This window comes from Paenibacillus zeirhizosphaerae, from assembly GCF_030705605.1.
Classification (GTDB): domain Bacteria; phylum Bacillota; class Bacilli; order Paenibacillales; family Paenibacillaceae; genus Paenibacillus; species Paenibacillus zeirhizosphaerae.
Genome location: NZ_JAPCKK010000014.1, coordinates 236554 through 258733, shown reverse-complemented (window position 1 = coordinate 258733; position 22180 = coordinate 236554). Strand labels below are relative to the sequence as shown.

Annotated in this window: 17 protein-coding genes; 15 read left to right on the top strand and 2 right to left on the bottom strand. The window is 49.7% G+C overall.

The annotated features are described in order from the left end of the window. Positions 1 to 35: 35 nt before the first annotated feature. Complete coding sequence (locus OIN60_RS08315; protein WP_305754398.1) at positions 36 to 827, top strand: formate/nitrite transporter family protein; 792 nt, start codon at positions 36 to 38, stop codon at positions 825 to 827. A gap of 110 nt (positions 828 to 937) precedes the next feature. Here the strand turns inward: OIN60_RS08315 and OIN60_RS08310 are convergent, their stop codons facing one another. Together OIN60_RS08310 and OIN60_RS08305 are read right to left on the bottom strand one after the other, a co-directional pair. Continuing rightward, complete coding sequence (locus OIN60_RS08310; RefSeq protein WP_305754397.1) at positions 938 to 1318, bottom strand: hypothetical protein; 381 nt, start codon at positions 1316 to 1318, stop codon at positions 938 to 940. A gap of 547 nt (positions 1319 to 1865) precedes the next feature. After that, positions 1866 to 2582: a Crp/Fnr family transcriptional regulator gene (locus OIN60_RS08305; RefSeq protein ID WP_305754396.1), complete on the bottom strand. Its 717-nt coding sequence runs from the start codon at positions 2580 to 2582 to the stop codon at positions 1866 to 1868. A 471-nt stretch (positions 2583 to 3053) separates the two neighbouring features. Between OIN60_RS08305 and adhE the strand changes: the two genes are divergently transcribed. The 14 genes from adhE to mntR all read left to right on the top strand — a co-directional run bounded on the left by adhE (position 3054) and on the right by mntR (position 22123). Beyond that, positions 3054 to 5675, top strand: coding sequence for a bifunctional acetaldehyde-CoA/alcohol dehydrogenase (gene adhE, locus OIN60_RS08300; protein ID WP_305754395.1), 2622 nt, complete (start codon positions 3054 to 3056; stop codon positions 5673 to 5675). A gap of 142 nt (positions 5676 to 5817) precedes the next feature. Then, the gene (gene pflB, locus OIN60_RS08295) at positions 5818 to 8079 is read left to right on the top strand and encodes a formate C-acetyltransferase (protein ID WP_305754394.1); all 2262 of its coding nucleotides are present in this window, start codon (positions 5818 to 5820) and stop codon (positions 8077 to 8079) included. A gap of 85 nt (positions 8080 to 8164) precedes the next feature. Then, positions 8165 to 8923, top strand: coding sequence for a pyruvate formate-lyase-activating protein (gene pflA / locus OIN60_RS08290; protein WP_305754393.1), 759 nt, complete (start codon positions 8165 to 8167; stop codon positions 8921 to 8923). 205 nt (positions 8924 to 9128) lie between these two features. Further along, the gene (locus tag OIN60_RS08285) at positions 9129 to 10502 is read left to right on the top strand and encodes an extracellular solute-binding protein (protein WP_305754392.1); all 1374 of its coding nucleotides are present in this window, start codon (positions 9129 to 9131) and stop codon (positions 10500 to 10502) included. A gap of 14 nt (positions 10503 to 10516) precedes the next feature. Continuing rightward, complete coding sequence (locus OIN60_RS08280) at positions 10517 to 11401, top strand: carbohydrate ABC transporter permease (protein ID WP_305754391.1); 885 nt, start codon at positions 10517 to 10519, stop codon at positions 11399 to 11401. Next, complete coding sequence (locus OIN60_RS08275) at positions 11401 to 12231, top strand: carbohydrate ABC transporter permease (protein ID WP_305754390.1); 831 nt, start codon at positions 11401 to 11403, stop codon at positions 12229 to 12231. The genes OIN60_RS08280 and OIN60_RS08275 overlap by 1 nt, the downstream gene beginning before the upstream one ends. Positions 12232 to 12272: 41 nt before the next feature. Next, positions 12273 to 14087 (top strand): cache domain-containing sensor histidine kinase, encoded by a 1815-nt coding sequence (locus OIN60_RS08270; RefSeq protein ID WP_305754389.1) that lies wholly within the window; start codon positions 12273 to 12275, stop codon positions 14085 to 14087. 19 nt (positions 14088 to 14106) lie between these two features. Next, a complete protein-coding gene (locus OIN60_RS08265) occupies positions 14107 to 15381 on the top strand; it encodes a response regulator transcription factor (RefSeq protein ID WP_305754388.1) in 1275 nt (424 codons plus the stop codon). A 232-nt stretch (positions 15382 to 15613) separates the two neighbouring features. Continuing rightward, on the top strand, positions 15614 to 17812 hold the full coding sequence (locus tag OIN60_RS08260) for a copper amine oxidase N-terminal domain-containing protein (RefSeq protein ID WP_305754387.1): 2199 nt from the start codon (positions 15614 to 15616) through the stop codon (positions 17810 to 17812). A gap of 124 nt (positions 17813 to 17936) precedes the next feature. Then, positions 17937 to 18242, top strand: a complete 306-nt coding sequence (gene yidD, locus OIN60_RS08255; protein WP_370872438.1) for a membrane protein insertion efficiency factor YidD — start codon at positions 17937 to 17939, stop codon at positions 18240 to 18242. A gap of 124 nt (positions 18243 to 18366) precedes the next feature. Continuing rightward, a complete protein-coding gene (locus OIN60_RS22730; protein WP_442417848.1) occupies positions 18367 to 18510 on the top strand; it encodes a hypothetical protein in 144 nt (47 codons plus the stop codon). 119 nt (positions 18511 to 18629) lie between these two features. After that, a complete protein-coding gene (gene metG / locus OIN60_RS08250) occupies positions 18630 to 20651 on the top strand; it encodes a methionine--tRNA ligase (protein ID WP_305754386.1) in 2022 nt (673 codons plus the stop codon). A gap of 84 nt (positions 20652 to 20735) precedes the next feature. Beyond that, positions 20736 to 21482 carry a cytochrome c biogenesis CcdA family protein gene (locus OIN60_RS08245; RefSeq protein ID WP_305754385.1) on the top strand — a complete coding sequence of 249 codons (747 nt, stop codon included), beginning with the start codon at positions 20736 to 20738 and terminating at the stop codon, positions 21480 to 21482. A 215-nt stretch (positions 21483 to 21697) separates the two neighbouring features. After that, the gene (gene mntR / locus OIN60_RS08240; RefSeq protein WP_305754384.1) at positions 21698 to 22123 is read left to right on the top strand and encodes a transcriptional regulator MntR; all 426 of its coding nucleotides are present in this window, start codon (positions 21698 to 21700) and stop codon (positions 22121 to 22123) included. The last annotated feature ends 57 nt before the right edge of the window (positions 22124 to 22180 follow it).

The window sequence follows — 22180 nt, the reverse complement described above, 5'->3', positions numbered from 1 at the left end:
CCGAGACGGACAGCAAAGAAATAGGGGAGATCACCATGTTTGCACAGGAAGTAGAGAACGTCATTGAAACAGCAGTCAACAAAAAGAATAAAATGAATGAAAGCCTGACCCGCTATGCGCTTGCAGCTGTACTTGCGGGAGCCTATGTAGGGCTTGGCATTATTCTGATCTTTACCTTGGGTGCGCCGCTTGCGGCTATCCAATCACCGCTGCAGCCCTTGATTATGGGGGCGTCCTTCGGCATTGCTCTGACGCTGGTCGTCTTCGCAGGTTCGGAGCTGTTTACAGGCAACAATATGTTCTTTACCATCAGTACGCTGGCAGGACGCACAACAGTGGGAGATACGACTAAAAACTGGATTGTGGTCTTTCTGGGTAATTTGGTGGGAGCTGTGCTGCTGGCGCTGCTCATTTCAGGCACCGGCTTGTTCCGAGAAGCCGCATCCGATCATCTGATTTTCACCGCTGCCGCGAAGAAGATGAGTCTGCCGTTCTCTGATCTGTTCTTCCGCGGTATTCTGTGCAACTGGCTTGTATGCCTAGCGCTGTGGATGGCCGGACGAGCAAAAAGCGAGGCGGCCAAGCTTGTATTGATTTGGTGGTGCTTGTTCGCCTTTATCGCCAGCGGGTATGAGCACAGTGTAGCCAATATGACGCTGCTTTCGGTGGCTCTTGTTCTGCCCAACCACCCCGAAACGGTAACATTGGCAGGGTGGCTGCACAATATGATTCCCGTAACGCTCGGGAATATCGTTGGCGGCGGAGTTTTTGTGGGCATGGCTTACTGGTTTATTTCATCAAACGCGCATGGAGACACACGGCTTTAGTCGTGTGAGGGATTGCGCTCGGCATAAGGGCTACCCATCGGTAGCTCGAAAGCCGAACCCTGAAATATACGCTCCTGCAGCCTGCCAATATCTCTGGGAATCTCTTATTATCAACCTTCGGATAGAGCCTCGTAAATAATTAGCTTATCATTCTCTTTAGCAATAACCTGATCCGTTGTATTTTTGTTTTTGAATCGGTAGATTTCTGTTCCTATCGAAAGCCTCGTAGACATTAAATTCTTAAATTTCCCCTCTGTTGAATAATTGCTTTCGATCGACCCTACCAATTCACCTAATTTGTCCGTACCATCTTGGATTTCCTCTTTTCTTACATACACTCGATCATTAAGTATAAAGAAATCTGCAGAAGCATCTTTCTGTATCATCTCATTCGCTAAAATATCGCCAGTACTCGTCGTCTTATCCCCGACATTTTGTTCGCCGCATCCTGTAAGTATAGCGATCAATACTATCATAATTATACTTTTCATGAAAATACCTCCTTAAAATCTTTGCATATATTGAAATAATAAGATAAATTCGAAAAAAATATCAAACACACAGAAGGTGTTCCTTAAACATAACAAGGAATTTAATAATTTTTACGAGGCAATAGAGCCGTTCTCCGTAACAATTAACGATAATAACTCCGTTAAACTCCAAAGCAATTTAATTGGGGCTGGAGGAGTTAGCGAAGATATACAACTAAATAAGGTTATGATACACAACGAGATTGAAGATTCGATCGAAGACAATATTTCTGGTATGAGTTTGGATGATCTTCTCGAAAAAGTAACGGCAGCTAATACAGATTAAACTTTCGCTAAACGCGGTCTGGCTTCTGTGAATTACATCGATGGGCGCTGATTCTAAGCATAGGTGCTGATGTGGTAGGATCCTCCGTTGTTTTAGATACCAGAACTATTACTCCGTTTATTGTGAGGTTATTGCAAAAAAGTAACAGCACCCTCTAATTTGATAGAGAGGTGCTGTTAATGTCCAGATGAACATTTGTTGTATAAATGGTGTTTTTGTTCACTAAATGCGGCAGATTTCTTTCGGACAGAGCTCGCAGTGGCAGACCCCCTGCAGCATTTCCAAATTTTTAATCACGATCAGGCCCCCAGCATAATCGACGGCTCCTTTTTTGCGCAGATCGCTCAGCATGCGGTTGACGCTCTCCCGTGTAGCGCCAATCATGTTGGATAGATCGGTATGGGTAATTTTTTTATTGATCACCACGTCTTCGCCATGAGGCTCGCCATAAGTGTTGTATAGACGGATCAGGGTGGAGCACAGGGCGCCGGGCTTGCCATAGAGCATGAGGTCACGGAATTTGGTTTGGGTAATCCGGTGATGAGCTCCCATCCATTTAAGGAAATCAATAGCGAAGTCACAGTGCTGGCAAATGAGGAGCTCCAGGTCATGGTGATCGATCACGCCTACGTCGCTGTCTTCCAGCACCTCGGCTGAAAAGCTGTGTTTGGTACCAAAGAAAGGGTCCGCCTGACTGATCAGGTCGCCAGTCTGATACATATAGAGGATGAGTTCTTTACCTTCATCCGTCGTTTTCGTGATTTTGACGCGGCCTTGCTTCAGATAAAAGATTTTGTCTGACGTATCGCCCTCCCAAAACAGATGCGCACCTTCAGGAATGTGGCGATCTTTCATGACCGCGAGCAATTGGTTGAAGCTGCCTTGAGAAAAGCAGCCTGTGTTGCCTCGGTGCTCAATGACCATTTCAGGGTTTCTCATCTTCCATTTCCCCTTTGTTAATGTCTGTATTTCTTAATCTGTGTATTTGCAACTTTCGTATTTCAAAATTAATTATAAACCTGAGGCGGTGATTTTTGGGGCCGTTAGAGGGGAGAAAAGTGGCGATATTCCAAATTTTGTGATTATTTTCACTAAAAAAATAAAAACGGAATTGAATTATTTTGTGAAAAAAATCACATAATCAAAATACAGGCTATGATACGATCAAACCGTAAAGAGAAACGAAACCATATCAACAGGGAGGATGAGGGCCATGCTGCAGATGAAGGATTTCGGAAGCAGTACTACCTGAGTTGAACTTTAGCACATCATCTTATGTGAATATTTTCACTATTGATTTTAAAATTTATTTAAAATTTGTTAAAAACATCACACTTGCGGCTGTGGCACACTGTTAAGATCAAAGCGTAAAGAGGAGCCAATCCAAAAGTGATCAGGAGGATGAGAGGAATGGCAGTAAAAAATGAGGCAGCAAAAGCAGCGGAAGCGCAGTTGACGGCAGAGCAGTATATCCAGACATTGATTGATAAGGCGAATGCCGCGCAAAAGGCGTTTATGGATATGAACCAGGAGCAAATTGACGAAATTGTACAGGCGATGGCGCTTGCCGGCTTGGATAAACATATGTATCTGGCTAAAAAAGCCGTTGAAGAAACCGGACGCGGTGTATATGAGGATAAAATCACGAAGAACATGTTTGCCACCGAATATATCTACCACAGCATTAAATATGACAAAACGGTAGGGGTCATCGAAGATAACGATTTTGATAGCTTCCAGAAAATTGCTGAGCCGGTCGGAATTGTTATGGGGATTACTCCGGTTACGAATCCAACCTCCACAACGATGTTTAAAGCCTTGATCTCGATCAAGACCCGCAACCCGATCATTTTCGGCTTCCATCCTTCTGCACAGGAATGCAGCAAGGAAGCAGCCAGAATTCTGCTCGAAGCGGCCGTCAAGCATGGCGCACCCGAGAACTGTATCCAGTGGATTGAAGCCCCTACTATGGATAAAACAAATGCGCTGATGAACCACTCTGATGTGGCGCTGATTCTGGCAACGGGCGGATCAGGAATGGTGAAAGCGGCGTATAGCTGCGGCAAGCCGGCGCTCGGTGTGGGTCCCGGCAACGTGCCTTGCTTCATCGAAAAGTCTGCGGACATCAAACAGGCGGTGACAGATCTCATCCTCTCGAAATCCTTTGACAACGGCATGATCTGTGCATCGGAGCAGGCTGTCATCATAGAAGAACCAATTTACGATCAGGTTAAAAAGCTGATGATTGCAAACGGCTGCTACTTCGTCAATAAGGAAGAGGCCGCGAAGCTCACCAGCGGAGCGATTCAAGCGGAGAAATGCGCCGTCAATCCCGCTATCGTTGGTCAATCCGCGATGAAGATCGCTGAAATATGCGGCATTACCGTACCGGAGGGTACGAAAATCCTCGTGGCCGAGCTGGAAGGCGTAGGTACGAAATTTCCGCTGTCCGCCGAAAAACTGAGCCCGGTGCTTGCCTGCTATAAAGTGAAAAATGCGGAGCAAGGCATCGAACGCGCGGCACAGGTTGTCGAATTCGGAGGCATGGGTCACTCCTCGGCCATTCATTCCAACAATGATGAAGTGATTCAGAAGTTTGCGAACCGTCTGCAAACCGGGCGCATCATTGTCAACTCCCCTTCGACCCACGGAGCGATCGGCGATATTTATAATACGAATTTGCCGTCCTTGACACTGGGCTGCGGATCGTACGGACGGAACTCGACAGCGTCCAACGTATCCGCCGTAAATCTGATTAACGTGAAAAGGGTGGCGAAACGCACGGTGAATATGCAGTGGTTCAAGGTACCTTCCAAAATTTATTTTGAGAAAAACTCGACACAGTATCTTGCTAAAATGCCCGATATCTCGCGTGTAGCGATCATTACCGACCCGATGATGGTGAAGCTCGGTTATGTTGACCGGGTAACGCACTATCTGCGTCAGCGTCAGACCCCTGTAGCCATCGAGGTATTCTCCGAGGTAGAGCCGGATCCGTCGACAACAACAGTGGATCGTGGTGCGGAAATGATGAAACGATTCCAGCCGGACTGCATTATCGCCCTGGGCGGAGGTTCGCCTATGGATGCGGCCAAAGGCATGTGGCTGTTCTATGAATATCCGGACACGGACTTCAATAACTTGAAACAGAAATTCATGGATATCCGCAAGCGGATCTACAAATATCCTCGTCTTGGTCAGAAGGCGCAGTTCGTGGCCATTCCGACAACGTCGGGCACCGGCTCCGAAGTAACCTCGTTTGCGGTCATTACGGATAAAAACCTGGGCAATACCAAATATCCGCTGGCTGATTATGAGCTGACTCCGGACGTGGCGATCATCGACCCTGAATTCGTATATTCGCTGCCGAAAACGGCTGTCGCTGATACCGGCATGGACGTGCTGACCCATGCGATTGAAGCTTATGTCTCGGTTATGGCGAGTGATTATACGGACGGTCTGGCGATCAAGGCGATCCAGTTGGTATTCCAGTACCTTGAGCAGTCGGCATTAACAGGCGATAAACTGGCGCGTGAAAAAATGCATAATGCGTCCACGCTGGCCGGCATGGCGTTTGCCAACGCATTCCTCGGCATCAACCACAGCCTTGCGCATAAATGGGGCGGTCAGTACCATACGGCGCATGGACGCACCAATGCGATTCTGATGCCGCATGTGATCCGCTATAACGCCAAAAAACCTACAAAATTCGCGTCGTTCCCTAAGTATTCTCACTTTGTGGCGGATGAGCGCTATGCTGAAATCGCCCGCATTCTCGGTCTGTCTGCACGGACGACAGAGGAAGGGGTGAACAGTCTGATCGACGCCATCCGCAAGCTCAACAAAACATTGGGGATTGAGGAGTCGTTCCAGCAGATTGGCTTTGACGCCAAGGATTTCGAATCACGTGTCGACTATTTGGCGGACCGTGCGTTTGAGGACCAATGCACCACAGCCAACCCGAAATTGCCGCTGGTCAGTGAGCTGGCTGAAGTATACCGCAACGCTTTCTATGGACGTTTTGATCAATAAAATAATGGCTTGTTTAAAGGAATACAAGTAGATTATGTGATAAAAATCACTTATATTGTGATTTTTATCACATAAGAACGAACAGCGTTATTTTACAATGGAACTGTAAAGAGATCCTGAACAAAATCATGGAGGGATGGACATGTCGGTGATTGAGAGAGAAGTACAGGAACAGCAATCAGGATGGCGCGGGTTCAAAAATGGCAAATGGAGCAGAGAAGTTAATGTCAACGATTTTATTGAATTGAATATTACTCCGTATTACGGAAATGAGCAGTTTCTGGTGGGACCAACTTCCAATACGACAGCATTATGGGCGATTATTTCCGACCTGACCAAGAAGGAGCTGGCCAATGGCGGTGTGCTGGATGTCGATGTGAACACTCCATCGACGATCACCTCCCACAGACCGGGTTATATCGACAAAGACAAAGAGCAGATCGTGGGTGTGCAGACCGATGCGCCTTTCAAGCGTTCCCTGCAGCCGTTCGGCGGTATTCGGATGATGATCGACGCCTGCAAGGCATACGGCTTTGAGGTTCCGCAAAATATTATAGATATCTTTACAAACATTCGTAAAACGCATAACCAGGGTGTGTTTGATGCCTATACAGACGAAATGAAAGCAGCTCGTAAAGCCGGTATCATTACAGGTCTGCCGGATGCTTACGGACGGGGACGGATTATCGGCGACTACCGCCGAGTGGCTCTTTATGGCGCTGATTTCCTGATTAAAGATAAGAAGCAGCAGCTTAAAAGCCTTGAAGTGGACGCGATAAGCGAGGATATCATCCGTCTCCGTGAGGAAGTATCCGAGCAGATCCGGGCGTTGAATGAGCTGAAGCAAATGGCAACTGAGCACGGCTTTGATATTTCCAAGCCTGCCGCCAATGCCAAGGAAGCCTTCCAGTGGGTGTATTTTGGCTATCTTGCAGCTATTAAGGAGCAGAACGGCGCTGCGATGTCTCTGGGGCGTGTATCTTCCTTTCTGGATGTATATATTCAGCGTGATTTGACCGAAGGCAGCTTGACCGAAGAACAGGCGCAGGAGCTCGTTGACCATTTTGTCATGAAGCTGCGGATCGTCAAATTCCTGCGGACACCTGACTATAATCAATTGTTCAGCGGCGACCCAACGTGGGTAACGGAATCGATCGGGGGCATGTCCATCAGCGGAGAAACCCGTGTAACCCAGAGCAGTTTCCGCTTCCTGCATACCCTGTATAATCTGGGACCTGCGCCTGAACCAAACCTGACGGTATTATGGTCCGAGAAGCTTCCTGATGCATTTAAGAAATACTGCGCCAAGGTATCGATTGAAACGAGCTCTATCCAGTATGAAAACGACGATCTGATGCGTCCGATTTACGGCGATGATTACGGCATCGCATGCTGTGTATCCGCTATGAGAATCGGCAAGCAGATGCAGTTCTTCGGTGCACGCGCGAATCTGGCCAAAGCGCTCCTGTATGCCATTAACGGCGGCAAGGACGAGAAATCAGGTGCGCAGGTTGGACCGGAATTCCCGGCGATCACTTCCGAGGTGCTCGATTACGAGGAAGTGATGAAACGCTTCAAGCCGATGATGGAATGGCTTGCCAAGCTGTACATGAATACCTTGAACGTCATTCACTATATGCACGATAAATACAGCTACGAGCGGATTGAAATGGCGCTGCACGATCGCGACATTATCCGTACGATGGCCTGTGGTATCGCTGGTCTGTCCGTGGCTGCGGATTCCCTGAGCGCTATCAAATACGCCAAGGTTAAACCGATCCGCAACGAGAACGGCATTGCGGTTGATTTCGAAATTGAAGGAGAATTCCCTTGCTACGGCAACAACGATGACCGCGTGGACAACATCGCTGTAGGACTGGTTGAAAGCTTTATGGGCATGATCCGCAAGCATAAAGCTTATCGTGATGCGATTCCTACGCAATCTGTACTGACGATTACTTCCAACGTGGTGTATGGCAAGAAGACGGGAACTACGCCGGACGGTCGAAAAGCAGGCGAGCCATTCGCTCCTGGCGCCAATCCTATGCACGGACGTGATAAAAAAGGCGCACTTGCTTCACTCAGCTCGGTAGCCAAACTACCTTACGAGCACAGCCTAGACGGAATTTCCAACACGTTCTCCATCGTACCCAAAGCGCTCGGTAAAGAAGAGGAAGTCCGCAAAAACAATCTCGTCTCCATGCTGGATGGTTATTTCGGCAGCGATGCTCACCATCTGAACGTGAACGTGTTCGACCGTGAGCAGTTGCTGGATGCAATGGAGCATCCGGAAAATTATCCGCAGCTTACGATTCGCGTGTCGGGTTATGCGGTTAACTTCGTCAAGCTGACGCGTGAGCAGCAGCTTGACGTAATCAACCGGACCTTCCATGGTAAAATGTAACCGGAATGGATGAGCAACAACTCCGCCTGATCAAGCCTCAGGCGGAGCATGAACCGCACAGCGGATGCAGAAAGGGAGATACAGCATGTTGAAAGGTCGTATTCATTCACTGGAAACCTTCGGTACCGTAGACGGTCCCGGCATCCGCTTCGTGCTTTTTATGCAGGGCTGTCTAATGAAGTGCCAATACTGCCATAATCCGGATACATGGGCATTGGATGGCGGCCGTGAAGCAACGGTAGAGGAGATTCTGGGCGAGATTGAGCCGTACCTGTCCTATTATCGTAACTCGGGCGGTGGGCTGACGGTATCCGGCGGGGAGCCAACCCTGCAGTGGCCTTTTGTAGCTGAGCTGTTCAGGGAGGTCAAGCAGCGCTGGGGCCTGCACACCACTTTGGACAGCAATGGGTTCAATGATCCGGAACGTATTCATGAGCTGCTGGAGCACACTGATCTGGTTCTGCTCGATCTGAAGCATATCAACGACGAGAAGCATATCAAGCTGACTGGCAAATCCAATGAACGGACACTCCACACGGCACAGTGGCTGTCCGAGCATGGACACAAAATGTGGATACGGCATGTCTATGTGCCAGGCATTCACAACGAAGAAGAGGATCTGATTAGCCTGGGACGGTTCATCGGCACATTACACGGAGTTGAGAAGTTCGAGATTCTTCCTTATCATCAGATGGGCATCTACAAATGGCAGGCGCTGGGTAGAGCCTATCCGCTGGACGGGGTGCCCAGCCCATCCGAAGAGGAAGTGGAGCGGGCTTACCGTTTAATTGAGGATGGGCGGAGGGAAATGGCTGCCAATGAACAAAAAGCTACGTGCATTTGAGAAATCGCAATCGAATACGTTATTTGTGAAGATGAGCATCTGCCATAGGAGCAGGTGCTTATTTTTTTGTCTGAGGCTGCCAGTCGGTTGTCCATTGCAAAATAGTATCCCTTCTTTAGCGAAATGACGTCCTTACAGTGTCAGTTTTGCTCTCCTATAATGAAAAGGAACATTGTAAAATCCATGTAAGAAGGGGGTTCTGCACATGAAAAAAAGATTCCGCGCAATTTTCGGATGTGTACTGGCAACGTTCATGATTCTCACAGGCTGCAGCGGCGGGACAGGAGGAACGGAAGGAGAACAGAGTGAAGGGGGCCAAATGCAAGGCGGCTCCGGCGCTGAGCCATTTGAAATGACGATCCGTCACACTCAGGTGGGTGCTGACAAGCAGCGGCGGCTCGCCATCCTCGAGGACGTTGTCAAACAGGTGGAGGAAGATGTACCGGGAGTAACATTTACGCTGGACGGGGTCGATTCCGATGTGAACCGGAAGGAAAAACTGCGCGGTGAAATGGCCGCCGGCAATCCCCCGGATATATTTGACCTGTTCGGCAGCCCTGATTCCAAGGTGTACGCACAAGAAGGAATGCTGCTTGATTTGACTCCGATCCTGGAAGAGATTGGAATCCATGACAGCTTCACCTCACTGGACCCGTTCACGTATGAGGGGAAAGTATACGGACTGCCTTTAGGAGGTTCAGGTGAAGGATTCTTTTACAATAAAGCGTATTTCGAGGAGAAAGGCTGGCAGCCGCCGCAGACCTTCGCGGAATTTGAGCAGATGCTGGCCGACATCAAGGCCGACGGTAAAGTGCCGATGGCAGGCGCGTCAAAGGCAGGCTGGGTGCCGCTGATGCTGACCAACCATCTCTGGTCCCGCTATGCCGGGCCGGACGTTACGGCCAAGCTCGTGACAGGTGAAGCCAAATGGACGGACTCTAAAGTCATTGAAGCGTTCGCTAAGCATCAGGAATGGGTGAACAAAGGTTACTTTAAACAGGGGGAGCTGGGTTTTGAATACGCCGAATATACTACTCAATTTACGAGCGGTGAAGCGATCCTGATGTATGACGGGACATGGAAATCCTCCGTATTCAAGGAAGGTCAGTCCGGTGAAGGCATGATCGGCAAGGTCGGATTTTTCAATATACCGCCGGTTGAGGGGGGCACAGGGGACCAGACAGCGCTGATGAGGGACGTCAATAACGGGTATGGCTTTTCAGCTTCTGTTGCAGATGATCCGCGCAAGCTAGAGGCCGTCAAATCGTTCATCAAAAACTTGTTTAATGAGGAAATGCAGCTTCGCGGGCTTGTGGAGGACGGGGTTCTGCCTTCGATGAAGCTGGATGAAGCGGTCCTGAACGAGAGCATTACCGATGATTTGATGAAACAAATTGTAGCGGTATTAAATACGGCGCAAACGTCCTTCCCGGCCTTTGACTCCCTTGTGCAAGCGGATGTGACGACAGAAATCAGCAACATTCAGATCCAAAAGCTGATCGGTGGCCAAAGCACCCCCGAGCAGGCGGCAGAGCAAATCCAGAAAGTGCAGGATGAAGCCAACGCTGCAGTTCAGTAACCGGGGAGGCACAAATGAACAAGGCTATGCGTAACCCCGCAATATATATTGCTTTCATTCTTCCGGCGCTAGTACTGATTTTTATGTTTTTCATTTATCCGATTTTCAGTTCCATCTATTACAGCTTTACGAGCTGGAATGGGGTGTCAGCCCATCCGAAGTGGATTGGGGTGGGGAATTATGTGAAGGCGCTGGGGGATGACCGTTTCTGGAGCTCGACGTTAAACAATGTCTGGTTCATCGTATTTTCCATAGGCATACAGGTCCCGCTGATTATCCTATTTTCTCTGCTGATTGCCAACGTTAGACGTTTGCAGGGATTGTATAAAACGGCCGTATTTTTACCCTCGATCATGTCGACGGCCGTGATCGGCATTCTGTGGGGGTTTATCTACGAACCGAATATTGGCCTGATGAATAAGCTGCTCGGCCTGTTCGGCATCGATCCTGTATTTTGGCTGTCTGACGAAAAGGTTGCGATGCTGTCCATTTTGATCACGAACGCGTGGCAGTGGACCGGTTTTTATATTGTGATGGTGCTGGCGGCCATTCTGGCCATACCTAGAGAATTGGGGGAGGCCGCAGCGATGGACGGGGCTAACCGTATTCAACAGTCTGTATTTATCATTCTGCCCTTGATTCGTCCCATAATCTCGGTTGTGGTGATGCTTTCCATCGCGGGGGCGATGAAGGCCGCAGATATCGTAATCGTCATGACGAAAGGCGGACCGGCCGGATCTACGGATGTACTGGCCACCTATATGATCAAATACGCCATCACCAATTTTAAATACGGATACGGCAATACGGTCGCTGTGCTTATTTTTGTCATTACGCTTGTATTGACGGTTCTGTATCAACTTATTTTTGCAAGGCGCAGTGAAAGGGTTGAGTTCTGATGAAGAGGGCGAAGACACTCTGGCTGCCGCATACGCTGCTGATGATGTATTTGCTGGTGATTTTGTTTCCATTCCTGTTCGTTCTGTTCTCCTCGGTGAAGACGGACAACAACGCTATCGCTTTGAATCCTTTTGGAATACCGCAGGAATTTGCCTTTTCCAATTATGTGGAGGTATGGGTCAAGGCCAAAATCGGAGTCTATTTCTTCAACAGCCTGTATATTTCCACTTTGAGCGCGGCAGTGTCTATCCTGATCGGGGCTATGCTGTCCTTCGCGGTAACCCGGATGCGCTATCCAAGAGCAGGCAGGGCCGTATTCGGCCTTGCCCTGATCGGCATGCTCATTCCCAATAACTCTTTATTGCTTCCGATCTACTTGCTCGTACGCAAACTGGGGGTCCTCGACACCCATTGGGCGCTTATTATTCCGTATACTGCCAATGCCATTCCGTTTACGATTATTGTGCTGGCGGCGTTTATGCGTTCGCTGGCCTCCGAATTGGAGGAAGCGGCGGTCATGGACGGGTTGAGAGCTCCGGGAATTTTTGCTAAAATTGTAATACCTCTTATGATACCAGCTATGGTGACTGTATTTATCGTGAATTTCCTCGGCAACTGGAATGAATTTTTGCTCGCCAATTATTTTTTGTCCACAGATCAATTACGTACCCTGCCTGTTGGCATGGTTCAGTTCAGAGACCAATATCAGATGAATTATGCTCAAATGTCGGCAGGCATCGTATACAGCATCCTACCTGTGCTTCTGATGTATGCCGTGTTGCAAAAACGAATTATGGAAGGCCTGACGGCAGGCAGTGTGAAAGGATAGTGATCCTTTCACACTGCCCTGATCCGCAGGAATAGAAGACCATGACCTTGCGCCTGAAGCTTTTTGCCGCCTTTATTGTGCTTATTATCGTTCCCATGTGCTTGCTGGGCGCACTGACCGTATGGGTTTCCTCGGATGCGGCGGCTCGCAAGTACAGCGAGCAGGCCCAATATGCGTTAAAGGCCATCAGTTACAGCCTGACCGGCGTGTTTGAGGAGATGAACAAAGTAACGGATAACGGGATTGCGACGTCGGTATTTCGTATGGCGCTGTCTGCTGATGATCCGGGTAGCCAAAATCTGAATGCGGCAGGTCAGTTGACGCTTAACGATAGCCAGCGCAATTTCCGGAATCTGCTGTACAACTACCCGGATATAAGCTATGCCTATCTTTATAATTTACAGGGGAACGGGAAATCTCCCGGGATGGTCTCGATTTTTACGAAAGAAAATTTCACAACCCTTCCATTCGACAGCTTCAGGAAGCATTCTCTGTACCAAGACGTTATGGCCAAGAACGGGAATCCGGTCTGGATTGCTCCCTATGAATACCCGGAGCTTAGCGGCTCCGAACCCGTATTCACCCAGATTCGGCTGGTCAAGGAGCTGAACAATTTCCGCGACATCGGTATTTTGGTGGTTCAGATCAAGAATTGGCAGTTTGACCGGATTTTCCGCAATCTCCGGCTGAATACACGATCAGGGGACACGACGTTTATGCTTGCTAATAACGAGGGCTTAATCGTCTATGATCAAACCGGGTTGAACAGCGGAAAAAATATGGCTGAGCTTATGGAGCATCCCGTCCGTTACGGCAGCGGATATCAAAGCTTCCGGTCCTCATTTCAAGGGGATCAAAGCATGATTTCCATCTATCATCTCAAGGACTACCCCTGGAACCTCGTTTCCGTTACGCCATGGAGTTCCTTGACCGCCGAATTCTCTCTCTACGCCTTCTGGTTCGTTGTATTCATTATCCTATGCCTTGCCGGAGCCATTTTGTTTAACATCCTGTTCATGAACCGCATCACCGACAATATCGCCCTCCTTGTCCGTTTTATGCGCAGGGTGGAAGAGGGGGATTTGAGCGCCAGAGTGAAGCCTGGGAAGGAGGCGGAGCTGCGTGTGCTTGGAGAGGGCTTTAATTCATTAATGGACAAAATTGGAATTTTATTTGCAAAAGTAAGCTCCGAGCAGGAGCAGAAAGCACGGGCAGAGCTGCGGGTGCTGCAGGCACAAATCAAGCCCCATTTTCTATTCAATACACTGGAGTCGATCAATGGTCTGGCGGTGAGGGGAGAAGGGCGCAGGGTAAGTGAAATGGTGATCCGGCTGGCTAGTATGCTGCGCACGAGCATTCAGGAAAGGGAAGAAATTACGCTGGCCGAAGAGATCAACCATTTAAGGAGTTATCTTGAGATCCAGCAGTACAGATTTTCCGGTTTGTTTACATATGAGATTACGATACCGGAGGAGCTGAAGACGTGCCTGGTGCTGAAGCTGACGCTGCAGCCACTTGTGGAGAATGCGATCCAGCACGGCTTTGAAGGCATGACAAACGGCGGATTGTTGCGGATTGCTGTGTGGGAAAAGGATGGGGACATCCTCCTTGAAGCCGCGGATAACGGGTCCGGTATCCCTTCTGACGTGCTTGGATCGTTTCAATATATGATCAGGGAACCGGATGGAGATTCAGAACAGGGCGGGCGTTGGACGCTTGAGGAGCGGCGGGGGCTGGGGGTACGCAATGTGGCGGACAGAATTCGGATTCAATACGGCAGACATTACGGAATTTTTATTTGTTCCCATAAAGGCCTGGGAACCGTCATACGCTGTAAAATACCGAAATACAGCTAAGCGGAAGGGAGAATACACGATGGTCACAGCACTGCTGGTGGATGACGAAAGACCTGTGCTCGATAACCTGCAAAGCATCCTGCCCTGGAATGACATGGGTATTGAGATCACTGGGACGGCCGGTAATGGAATGGACGCGCTGCAGCTCGCTGAGCGCGAAGCTCCGGATTTGATCCTGTGCGATATCCGTATGCCGATGATGGACGGGCTGACCTTCATCTCCGAGCTGCGAAGCAGAGGGATAAACAGTGATATTCTTCTGTTAACGGGCTACCAGGAATTTGAATATGCCAGAACGGCTCTTAAGCATGGGGTGAAGGAGTATATCACCAAGCCTATAGATTATTACATGCTGGAAAATGTGCTAAGGTCTCTTGCCGCGGGGATACTTATGCGCAAGGAAAGGGAGAGTAAGCTGCAGGCCAGGGACGAGGAAATCGGCTGCTGGGTTAAACGGAACCGGATCCGAGAGGTGCTTACTGGAGAAGCCTGGAGCACTCCTGCGCCCCCGGTTTCCATGACAGAGGAAGAGGAGTCGTATGCGCTGTTTGTGGCGGAAGCCTGCATGTACTTTGACAAGACCCGGCAGTGGAGCGTTGACCGTAAAAGAGAGTGGAACAGACGGGTGTCGGAACGGCTGGAAGGGATACTGCAGTCCCGTTTTGTAAGCCCGTTTGTTTTTCAGGTGAGGGAAGGGGAATGGTGTGCGGCGCTTGATGCTTCCTTACAGCCTGAGCCGTTTCCCGCACGTGCGGGCTTGCAGGAAATGACGGAGCTGTTTGTCGGCATTTGTGCCGATTCAGGGATGGAGGGCCGGCTGCTGGTTCATCCGGGGCCGCTGCAAACCTTGGATTTAGCGGCGGTATATCATGCTTCCAGGCATGTCTTGCTGCAGTCGGGTGAACGCCTGTGTCTGCTGTCGGCCGATGAGCAGACTTGCGGCCGCAAAAATGGAGACGATGTGATTGAAACGGCCAAACATTATATATCCGCTCATTTGTGCTCAGATCTTTCGGTCGAGGAGCTGGCGGAATATACGGGCATCAGCGGCAGTTATTTTTGCCATCTGTTTAAAGCGCGCTGCGGCATGACCTTCCTGGAATATGTGACCAGGGAACGGCTGGCTGCGGCTAAAGCGCTGCTGGCCGGGAGCAATTACAGCATTTCCGCAATTTGCTCGGCTGTCGGTTATCGGGAGCGCAGATATTTTACCAAAGTATTTCATAAGCATTTCGGTCTGACGCCATCGGAATACCGTGATCAGCTTCGTGCGGGCATGCATGCGACAGGATAAAACCGCAGGTGTAAAAGGGAGTCATATCCTAAAGCAAAAATGTGTCGTAATTACAGAAATGAAAGCGCTTATCTGATGTGTTTTGTCATACGATGATCAGGAACCTCCCTGTGCGGAAGTTCCTGTTTTTACTTTTTCGGCAAATTCACAGCAACTTTTTACAAACAGCAGCGTCTAATAGTATGACTTTTTACGGGGAAGCCAAGAATTTGGTAATAGAAGGAGACAGAGAATGAATCTTAAGAAATGGACGATGCTCACTGTACTGGCCGTATCCCAGGCCGCGGCGGTTATGCCGGCAGCAGCAGCCGAAGCACCGGTTACCGAAGCATCCGAGCTCAATGATCAACTGGCAGACACCACGAATGAAAGTACTGTAGAAGAAACAACTGATGTGAACGATGCAACCGAATATGTGGATGATGTAACCGGGAGCGTTGATGACAGTGTTGAAGAAGAAAATGCTCCGACTTCGGGAGATACGGACTCTACGGAAGATACACAAGGGGATGTCAGCGTTACGGACGATGTGTATATTCCTGCCGCAGCCAATCAGCTTATTCTGTATATGAACAGCGCCAAAATGGTGCAGGACGGCCAAATCTATACGGCTACCCAGCCGATGACTGTGAAGAACGGGGTTTCCTATGTAGCCATTCGCTCACTAGTCAACCGTGTTGGATTGCAATTTTACTATGATACAGCTACCAAGGAAACGGTCATTACCCAAGGAGAACAGGTTCTTCGTTTCAAAACAGACAGCAACGTGTACACGGTCAACGGTGAAGCCAGACAAATGAAGGGACCTGCCTTCCAGCAGAAGAATGTATTCATGGTTCCTTTGACATCGATTACCCAGGCCTTGAACATTCCCTACACAGTGGATAATGTCAACAAAACGGTCATTCTCGATCTGGTCTCGAAGCCTGTCGCTTCATTTACGACCAAGCCTAGTGTAGATATTTATGCTACACAGTCCCAGGTTACATACTTGACCCAATCCTCTTCTCCAAGAGGGCTACCAATCGTTAACGAACGCTGGGAAGGACGTCAGGATGTGTTCCAGGAGCCGGGCAACTATACGGTTACTTATTCTGTCCAGGATTCATCCGGCCAATGGAGTGATCCTTACTCCTTAACCATTACGGTTAAACCGCAGAACCAGCCGCCTGTCGCGCTGTTTACGACAGACAAGAAGGAATATAAGATGGGTGAGAAAATTACCATTACCGATCTGAGTACGGACGACGAGAACCGTATCGAGAAACGGGAGTGGGTGAACAACAAGCTTGCCTTCTTCGAGTCTGGCGAGAAAGAAATTTCCCTGACGGTAACGGATAAAATGGGGCTTACAAGTACTTATACCCAAACGATAACAATTACGAACGAAACCTTGTATGAAGAAGACGACTTCAACAAGCTGTTCACGCCATACGGTGAATTGTACAACTTTGACGGCGGCGAAGTGCCGCAAATGGAAACCGTGCCGGTTTCGGTGACTTCCGGGTCGCGCCTGCTGATTCGTGCGAACAGTCCGGAGCGCGTGTTCCAGGACGGGATTGTCTACCAGGAGGTTGGCACAGGCAGCCAGCGTATTCTGGTCCATTATGTGAATGAAACGGGCCGCAGCGTGAAAATGTACGTAGTGGCGACGAATAACAACATTGTCCCTGCCACCGTCAACGTGGAGGCGTCCGGCTTTGGCGGACCAAGCCCGTTTGCGACTGCCGCTGGTAAGGCAGGAACCCAGCGTTACCTGCAATCTCTGGTGGACGGTAGCCAGAGAGCAACAACGCTGCTGAACCCTGGCGAGAGCAAGGTGATTTTGCCGGAGCTGAGCGCGGCCAGCATGAAGCCTGATCAGGTTATCTCATTGCTGTCCGATTTGAACACAGATCAGCCGATTCAATATACTGTAATTATGGTCGAAGAGTCTGCTGATCCACTGTTGGCGATGCAGACGCTGCCGAAGCTGGACAAGGACGGTATCCATAACCGCGGTACTTATATGAATGCAGATCGTACGATGGAGTACACGGAAGAAGTCGGAAGGAAAGAACAGCGTATCGTGATCGGGGACAACAATGTCGATCCGAACCTCACCGGAACGGACGGAATTGATGGCTCTACGGCTTCCAACGCCGGCAACTTCGGGGTATTGTACAAAATCAGACTGTCGAATGTTGCGCCATACTCTCTGATTACGTTCAATCCACGCGGCGGCTTGTATACCGGTTACGCCATGGTTAACAATCAGATTGTCGGCATTGCGAACCAGGGCGGAGTCAGAGCGCCAAATGAAAACAGCGTTCTGTACCGTACCGGGCATATGGCGGAAAGTGTAGAAATTTACTTTACCGCAGCAGCAGGCAGTAATCTTCCTGTTAACCTGCTGGTTACGCCGTTGCCTGAATACAAACCGAATAATTAAGCAAGCATCCACCGTTAAAAAGTCACTTTTTACAGCTTGTAAAGGCGTCCTGGGAAGGAGTTCGCAAATTGAACTCGCCCGGGGCGCTTTTCTTGCATGAAACATATGATATAGGAGGAAGATTATGGCAGGCGGAAAAGGAATGCTGGCCCGTAGGATCGCGCAGGGACCGATTCGTTTCTATCGACGTGTAATTTCCCCGTTAAAGCCTCCGACCTGCCGTTTTTACCCGACATGCTCAGCGTATGCGCTTGAGGCCATCGAGGTTCACGGTCCTGTTCACGGCTCTTGGCTGGCGGCGAAACGAATATGCAAATGCCATCCTTTTCATCCCGGAGGACTTGATCCCGTGCCTACCGCCCGGATAAACGGAAGAGCGCGGAGCAGCAGGAGGGACAGACCCTCCTCCGAGAATGACGACGAAACTTGACAGAGCTTCATTGCTTAGATATATTTTGGTTAATATGATTTTCCAGTGAAGGGATAAGTAAGACATAACCGTCCAGTACAGAGAGCCGGGGAAGCTGCAAACCGGTCTGGGAGGCTGTCCGAAGATGGTCCTGGAGGAACTGCTTGCGAGTGACTGCTTAATTTTAATCGGCGGCGTAAGCAAGCAGCGTGTTCCAGCGTTAATGGACGGTCTGAATGGACCGGTGGAGTCCGCCTTCCGTGAGGAAGCGGAGAACATTGGGTGGTAACGCGTGAGTAGACTCTCGCCCCATAAGGGGTGGGGGTCTTTTTTGTCTCACCGATTCGCACCACTGGATTTCTGAGGCTGGAAAACCGCGATTTGAACAAAACTGCAGGAGGTAGAAGGATGACTAACAAGAATACGTTTTATATTACAACGCCTATTTATTATCCAAGCGACAAGCTGCATATCGGGCATGCTTACACAACAGTCGCGGGTGATGCGATGGCCAGATACAAAAGACTGCGCGGGTACGAGGTCCGTTATTTGACAGGCACGGATGAGCATGGGCAAAAAATCGAGCAAAAGGCGGGGGAAGCCGGCCAGACACCGCAGCAGTTCGTGGATCATATCGTCGCAGGCATCCAAGAGCTGTGGAAAAAGCTTGATATTTCGAATGACGATTTTATCCGTACGACGGAAGAACGGCATAAAACGGTCGTGCAGGACATTTTTGACCGCTTGCTTAAGCAGGGGGATATCTACAAGGGTGAGTATGAGGGCTGGTACAGCATTCCGGATGAAACGTATTACACGGAAACCCAACTGGTGGATGTCGTCAAGGACGATGCTGGTAACGTGATCGGTGGCAAAAGTCCGGATAGCGGACATCCCGTAGAGCTTGTGAAGGAAGAAAGTTATTTCTTCCGTATGAGCAAATATGCTGACCGTTTGCTGCAATTTTATGAGGAAAATTCGGATTTTATCCAGCCGGAATCCCGTAAAAAGGAAATGATCAACAATTTCATCAAGCCTGGGCTTGAGGATTTGGCCGTATCCCGCACGACATTTGACTGGGGAATCAAGGTCAAGGGAGATCCGAAGCATGTAGTCTATGTGTGGATCGATGCGCTGTCCAACTACATTACCGCCCTCGGCTACGGATCGTCTAATACCGGGCTGTATGATAAGTTCTGGCCTGCTAACGTGCACATTGTGGGCAAGGAAATCGTCCGCTTCCATACGATCTACTGGCCGATCATGTTGATGGCGCTTGATCTCCCCCTGCCGAAAAAAGTATTTGCACACGGCTGGCTGCTCATGAAGGACGGGAAAATGTCCAAGTCCAAAGGAAATGTTGTTGATCCGGTAACGTTGATCAATCGTTACGGGCTGGACGAGCTGCGCTATTACTTGCTGCGCGAGGTGCCTTTTGGCGCGGATGGCACATTCACTCCCGAGAGCTTCGTGGAGCGGATCAACTCCGATCTGGCGAATGATCTGGGCAATTTGCTGAATCGCACGGTTGCGATGGTTGACAAATATTTCGACGGCAAGGTGCCGGCATTCGAGCAAGGCGTTACCGAGTTTGACGCCGCCCTTGAGAGCATGGCGGAGGCCACCTATGCGAAGGTGGAAGAGGCTATGGAAAATATGGAGTTTTCTGTCGCGCTTACAGCGATTGGACAGTTCATCAGCCGCAGCAACAAATACATTGACGAAACACAGCCGTGGACCCTTGCTAAGGATGAAGGCAAGCGCCGTGAGCTGGCTTCCGTAATGTATCATCTGGTGGAAAGCCTGCGTATTGCCTCCATTCTGCTGCAGCCGTTCCTCACCCGCGCGCCGCGCAAAATCTGGGAGCAGCTCGGTCTGGCGGAAGGAGCGCTCACCACATGGGACAGCGGCAAACAGTTTGGCCTTATTCCCGAAGGAACACAGTTGCATAAAGGGGACCCGATCTTCCCGCGCCTGGATGCCGAGCAGGAAGTGGCTTTTATCGTGGAAGCCATGACAGGCGGTACCAAGCCGGCAGCCTCTGAGGCCCTTGTGGCTGCCGAATCACCAACCGCTGCTGCCCCGGTGGAAGCTCCGGAAAGTAAAGAAGAAATTGGGATCGAGGACTTTGGCAAGGTGGAGCTGCGTGTAGCCCAGGTCATTGCTTGCGAGCCGGTCAAAAAAGCCGATAAGCTGCTCAAGCTGCAGCTTGATCTCGGTTACGAGCAGCGCCAGGTCGTATCGGGGATTGCGAAGTTTTACACGCCTGAGGAGATGGTCGGCCGGAAGGTCATTTGTGTCACCAATCTGAAGCCCGTCAAGCTGCGCGGAGAGCTGTCGCAGGGTATGATCCTTGCTGCTTCCCACGGGGATCAGTTGACGCTGGCCACGGTGCCTGACAGCATGCCTAACGGTGCCATTGTAAAATGATTGTTGCCGGAAGCCAGAAGTGGCTTCCGGTTTTTTTGGGTTGTGCAATAGGTTTGAGGCTCATATTCAGTGACAGGATAGCGTATGCTCACATTAAGTGAGTATACAAGCGGGGTGAACCTTCTGGATATCCATATTGGCGTAGCATTTGCGGCAGGGCTCGTTTCGTTTGCTTCTCCCTGCAGTCTTCCGTTATATCCTGCTTATCTGTCTTATATTACAGGACTGAATTTCACGTCATCGGTGGATCATCAAGTGTCCCAAGAGCGTCGCCTGCGTGCCATTACACATACCCTAGCTTTTGTAATGGGCTTCTCGGCAGTTTTTTATTCTCTTGGCGCGGGTGCAGGGCTGCTCGGGTATTGGTTTCAGATGCACAAGGATGGGCTTCGTCTGATTTCTTCCCTGCTGATGATGGTCATGGGGCTTATTGCGCTCGGGTGGCTGAAGCCTATAACCTTAATGAAAGACTACCGTATGTCCACGGCCCGTACACAAGTCGGCTATATCAGATCCTTTGCCGTCGGGATCGGTTTTGCGGCAGGATGGTCTCCTTGCATCGGTCCCATGCTTACGGCGATTATCGCTTTGGCTGCCGTTGAGCACAATACCTGGTTCTCGCTGGTAACCGGTTATGCGGCAGGTTTCGCGATTCCGTTCTTCGTTCTTGCCTTCTATGCGGGGAATATGAAGCCCAAATCCCGGTACAGCGCGGTACTGATGAAGCTCGGTGGGGTGATGCTGCTGGCCACCGGTATTCTCCTGCTGACGGATCATTGGAGCCAATTATCTTTGTATTTGCAGCGGTTTAATCCGGAATGGCTTATGTGAAATATAGATTACAATTTTTAGTAAATATTCAAAATACGCTCTGTGATCAGCTCACGCAGGGCGTTTTGCTGTTCCGTCGTATGAATCGCCCAAACGTGGAAATACAAGGGGGGAACTGGACGGGACTTGCCAATGGGTAATGAGAACATGTATCATTATTTAAACAGTCATATGGCGGACAGCGATGGTTGGAATAATAGAAATGAGGGAAGCAGATGCCAACGCCAAGCATGGAGGATTACCTGGAGAGGATTTACAAACTGATTGATGAGAAGGGTTATGCCCGTGTATCGGATATTGCGGAAGGACTTGAGGTCCACCCTTCTTCTGTCACCAAAATGATTCAAAAGCTGGACAAGGACGAGTATCTGGTTTATGAAAAATACAGAGGGCTGATCCTTACCCCGAAAGGGAAAAAGGTCGGCAAACGTCTGGTGGACCGCCACCATCTCCTTGAACAGTTTCTCGGTATGATCGGGGTTAGCGATGAGCATATTTACAAAGATGTGGAAGGCATCGAGCATCATTTGAGCTGGAATTCCATCACTTGTATTGAAACACTTGTCGAGTATTTCGAGCGGGATGAGAGCAGGCTGCAGCAGCTTCGCGACCTTCAGAAGGAAACGGCTGGAGAATCTTAATCGGGCATCCGTCCGCAAGGGCAGATGCTTTTTAATTTGCTGACGGCGCAACATCCT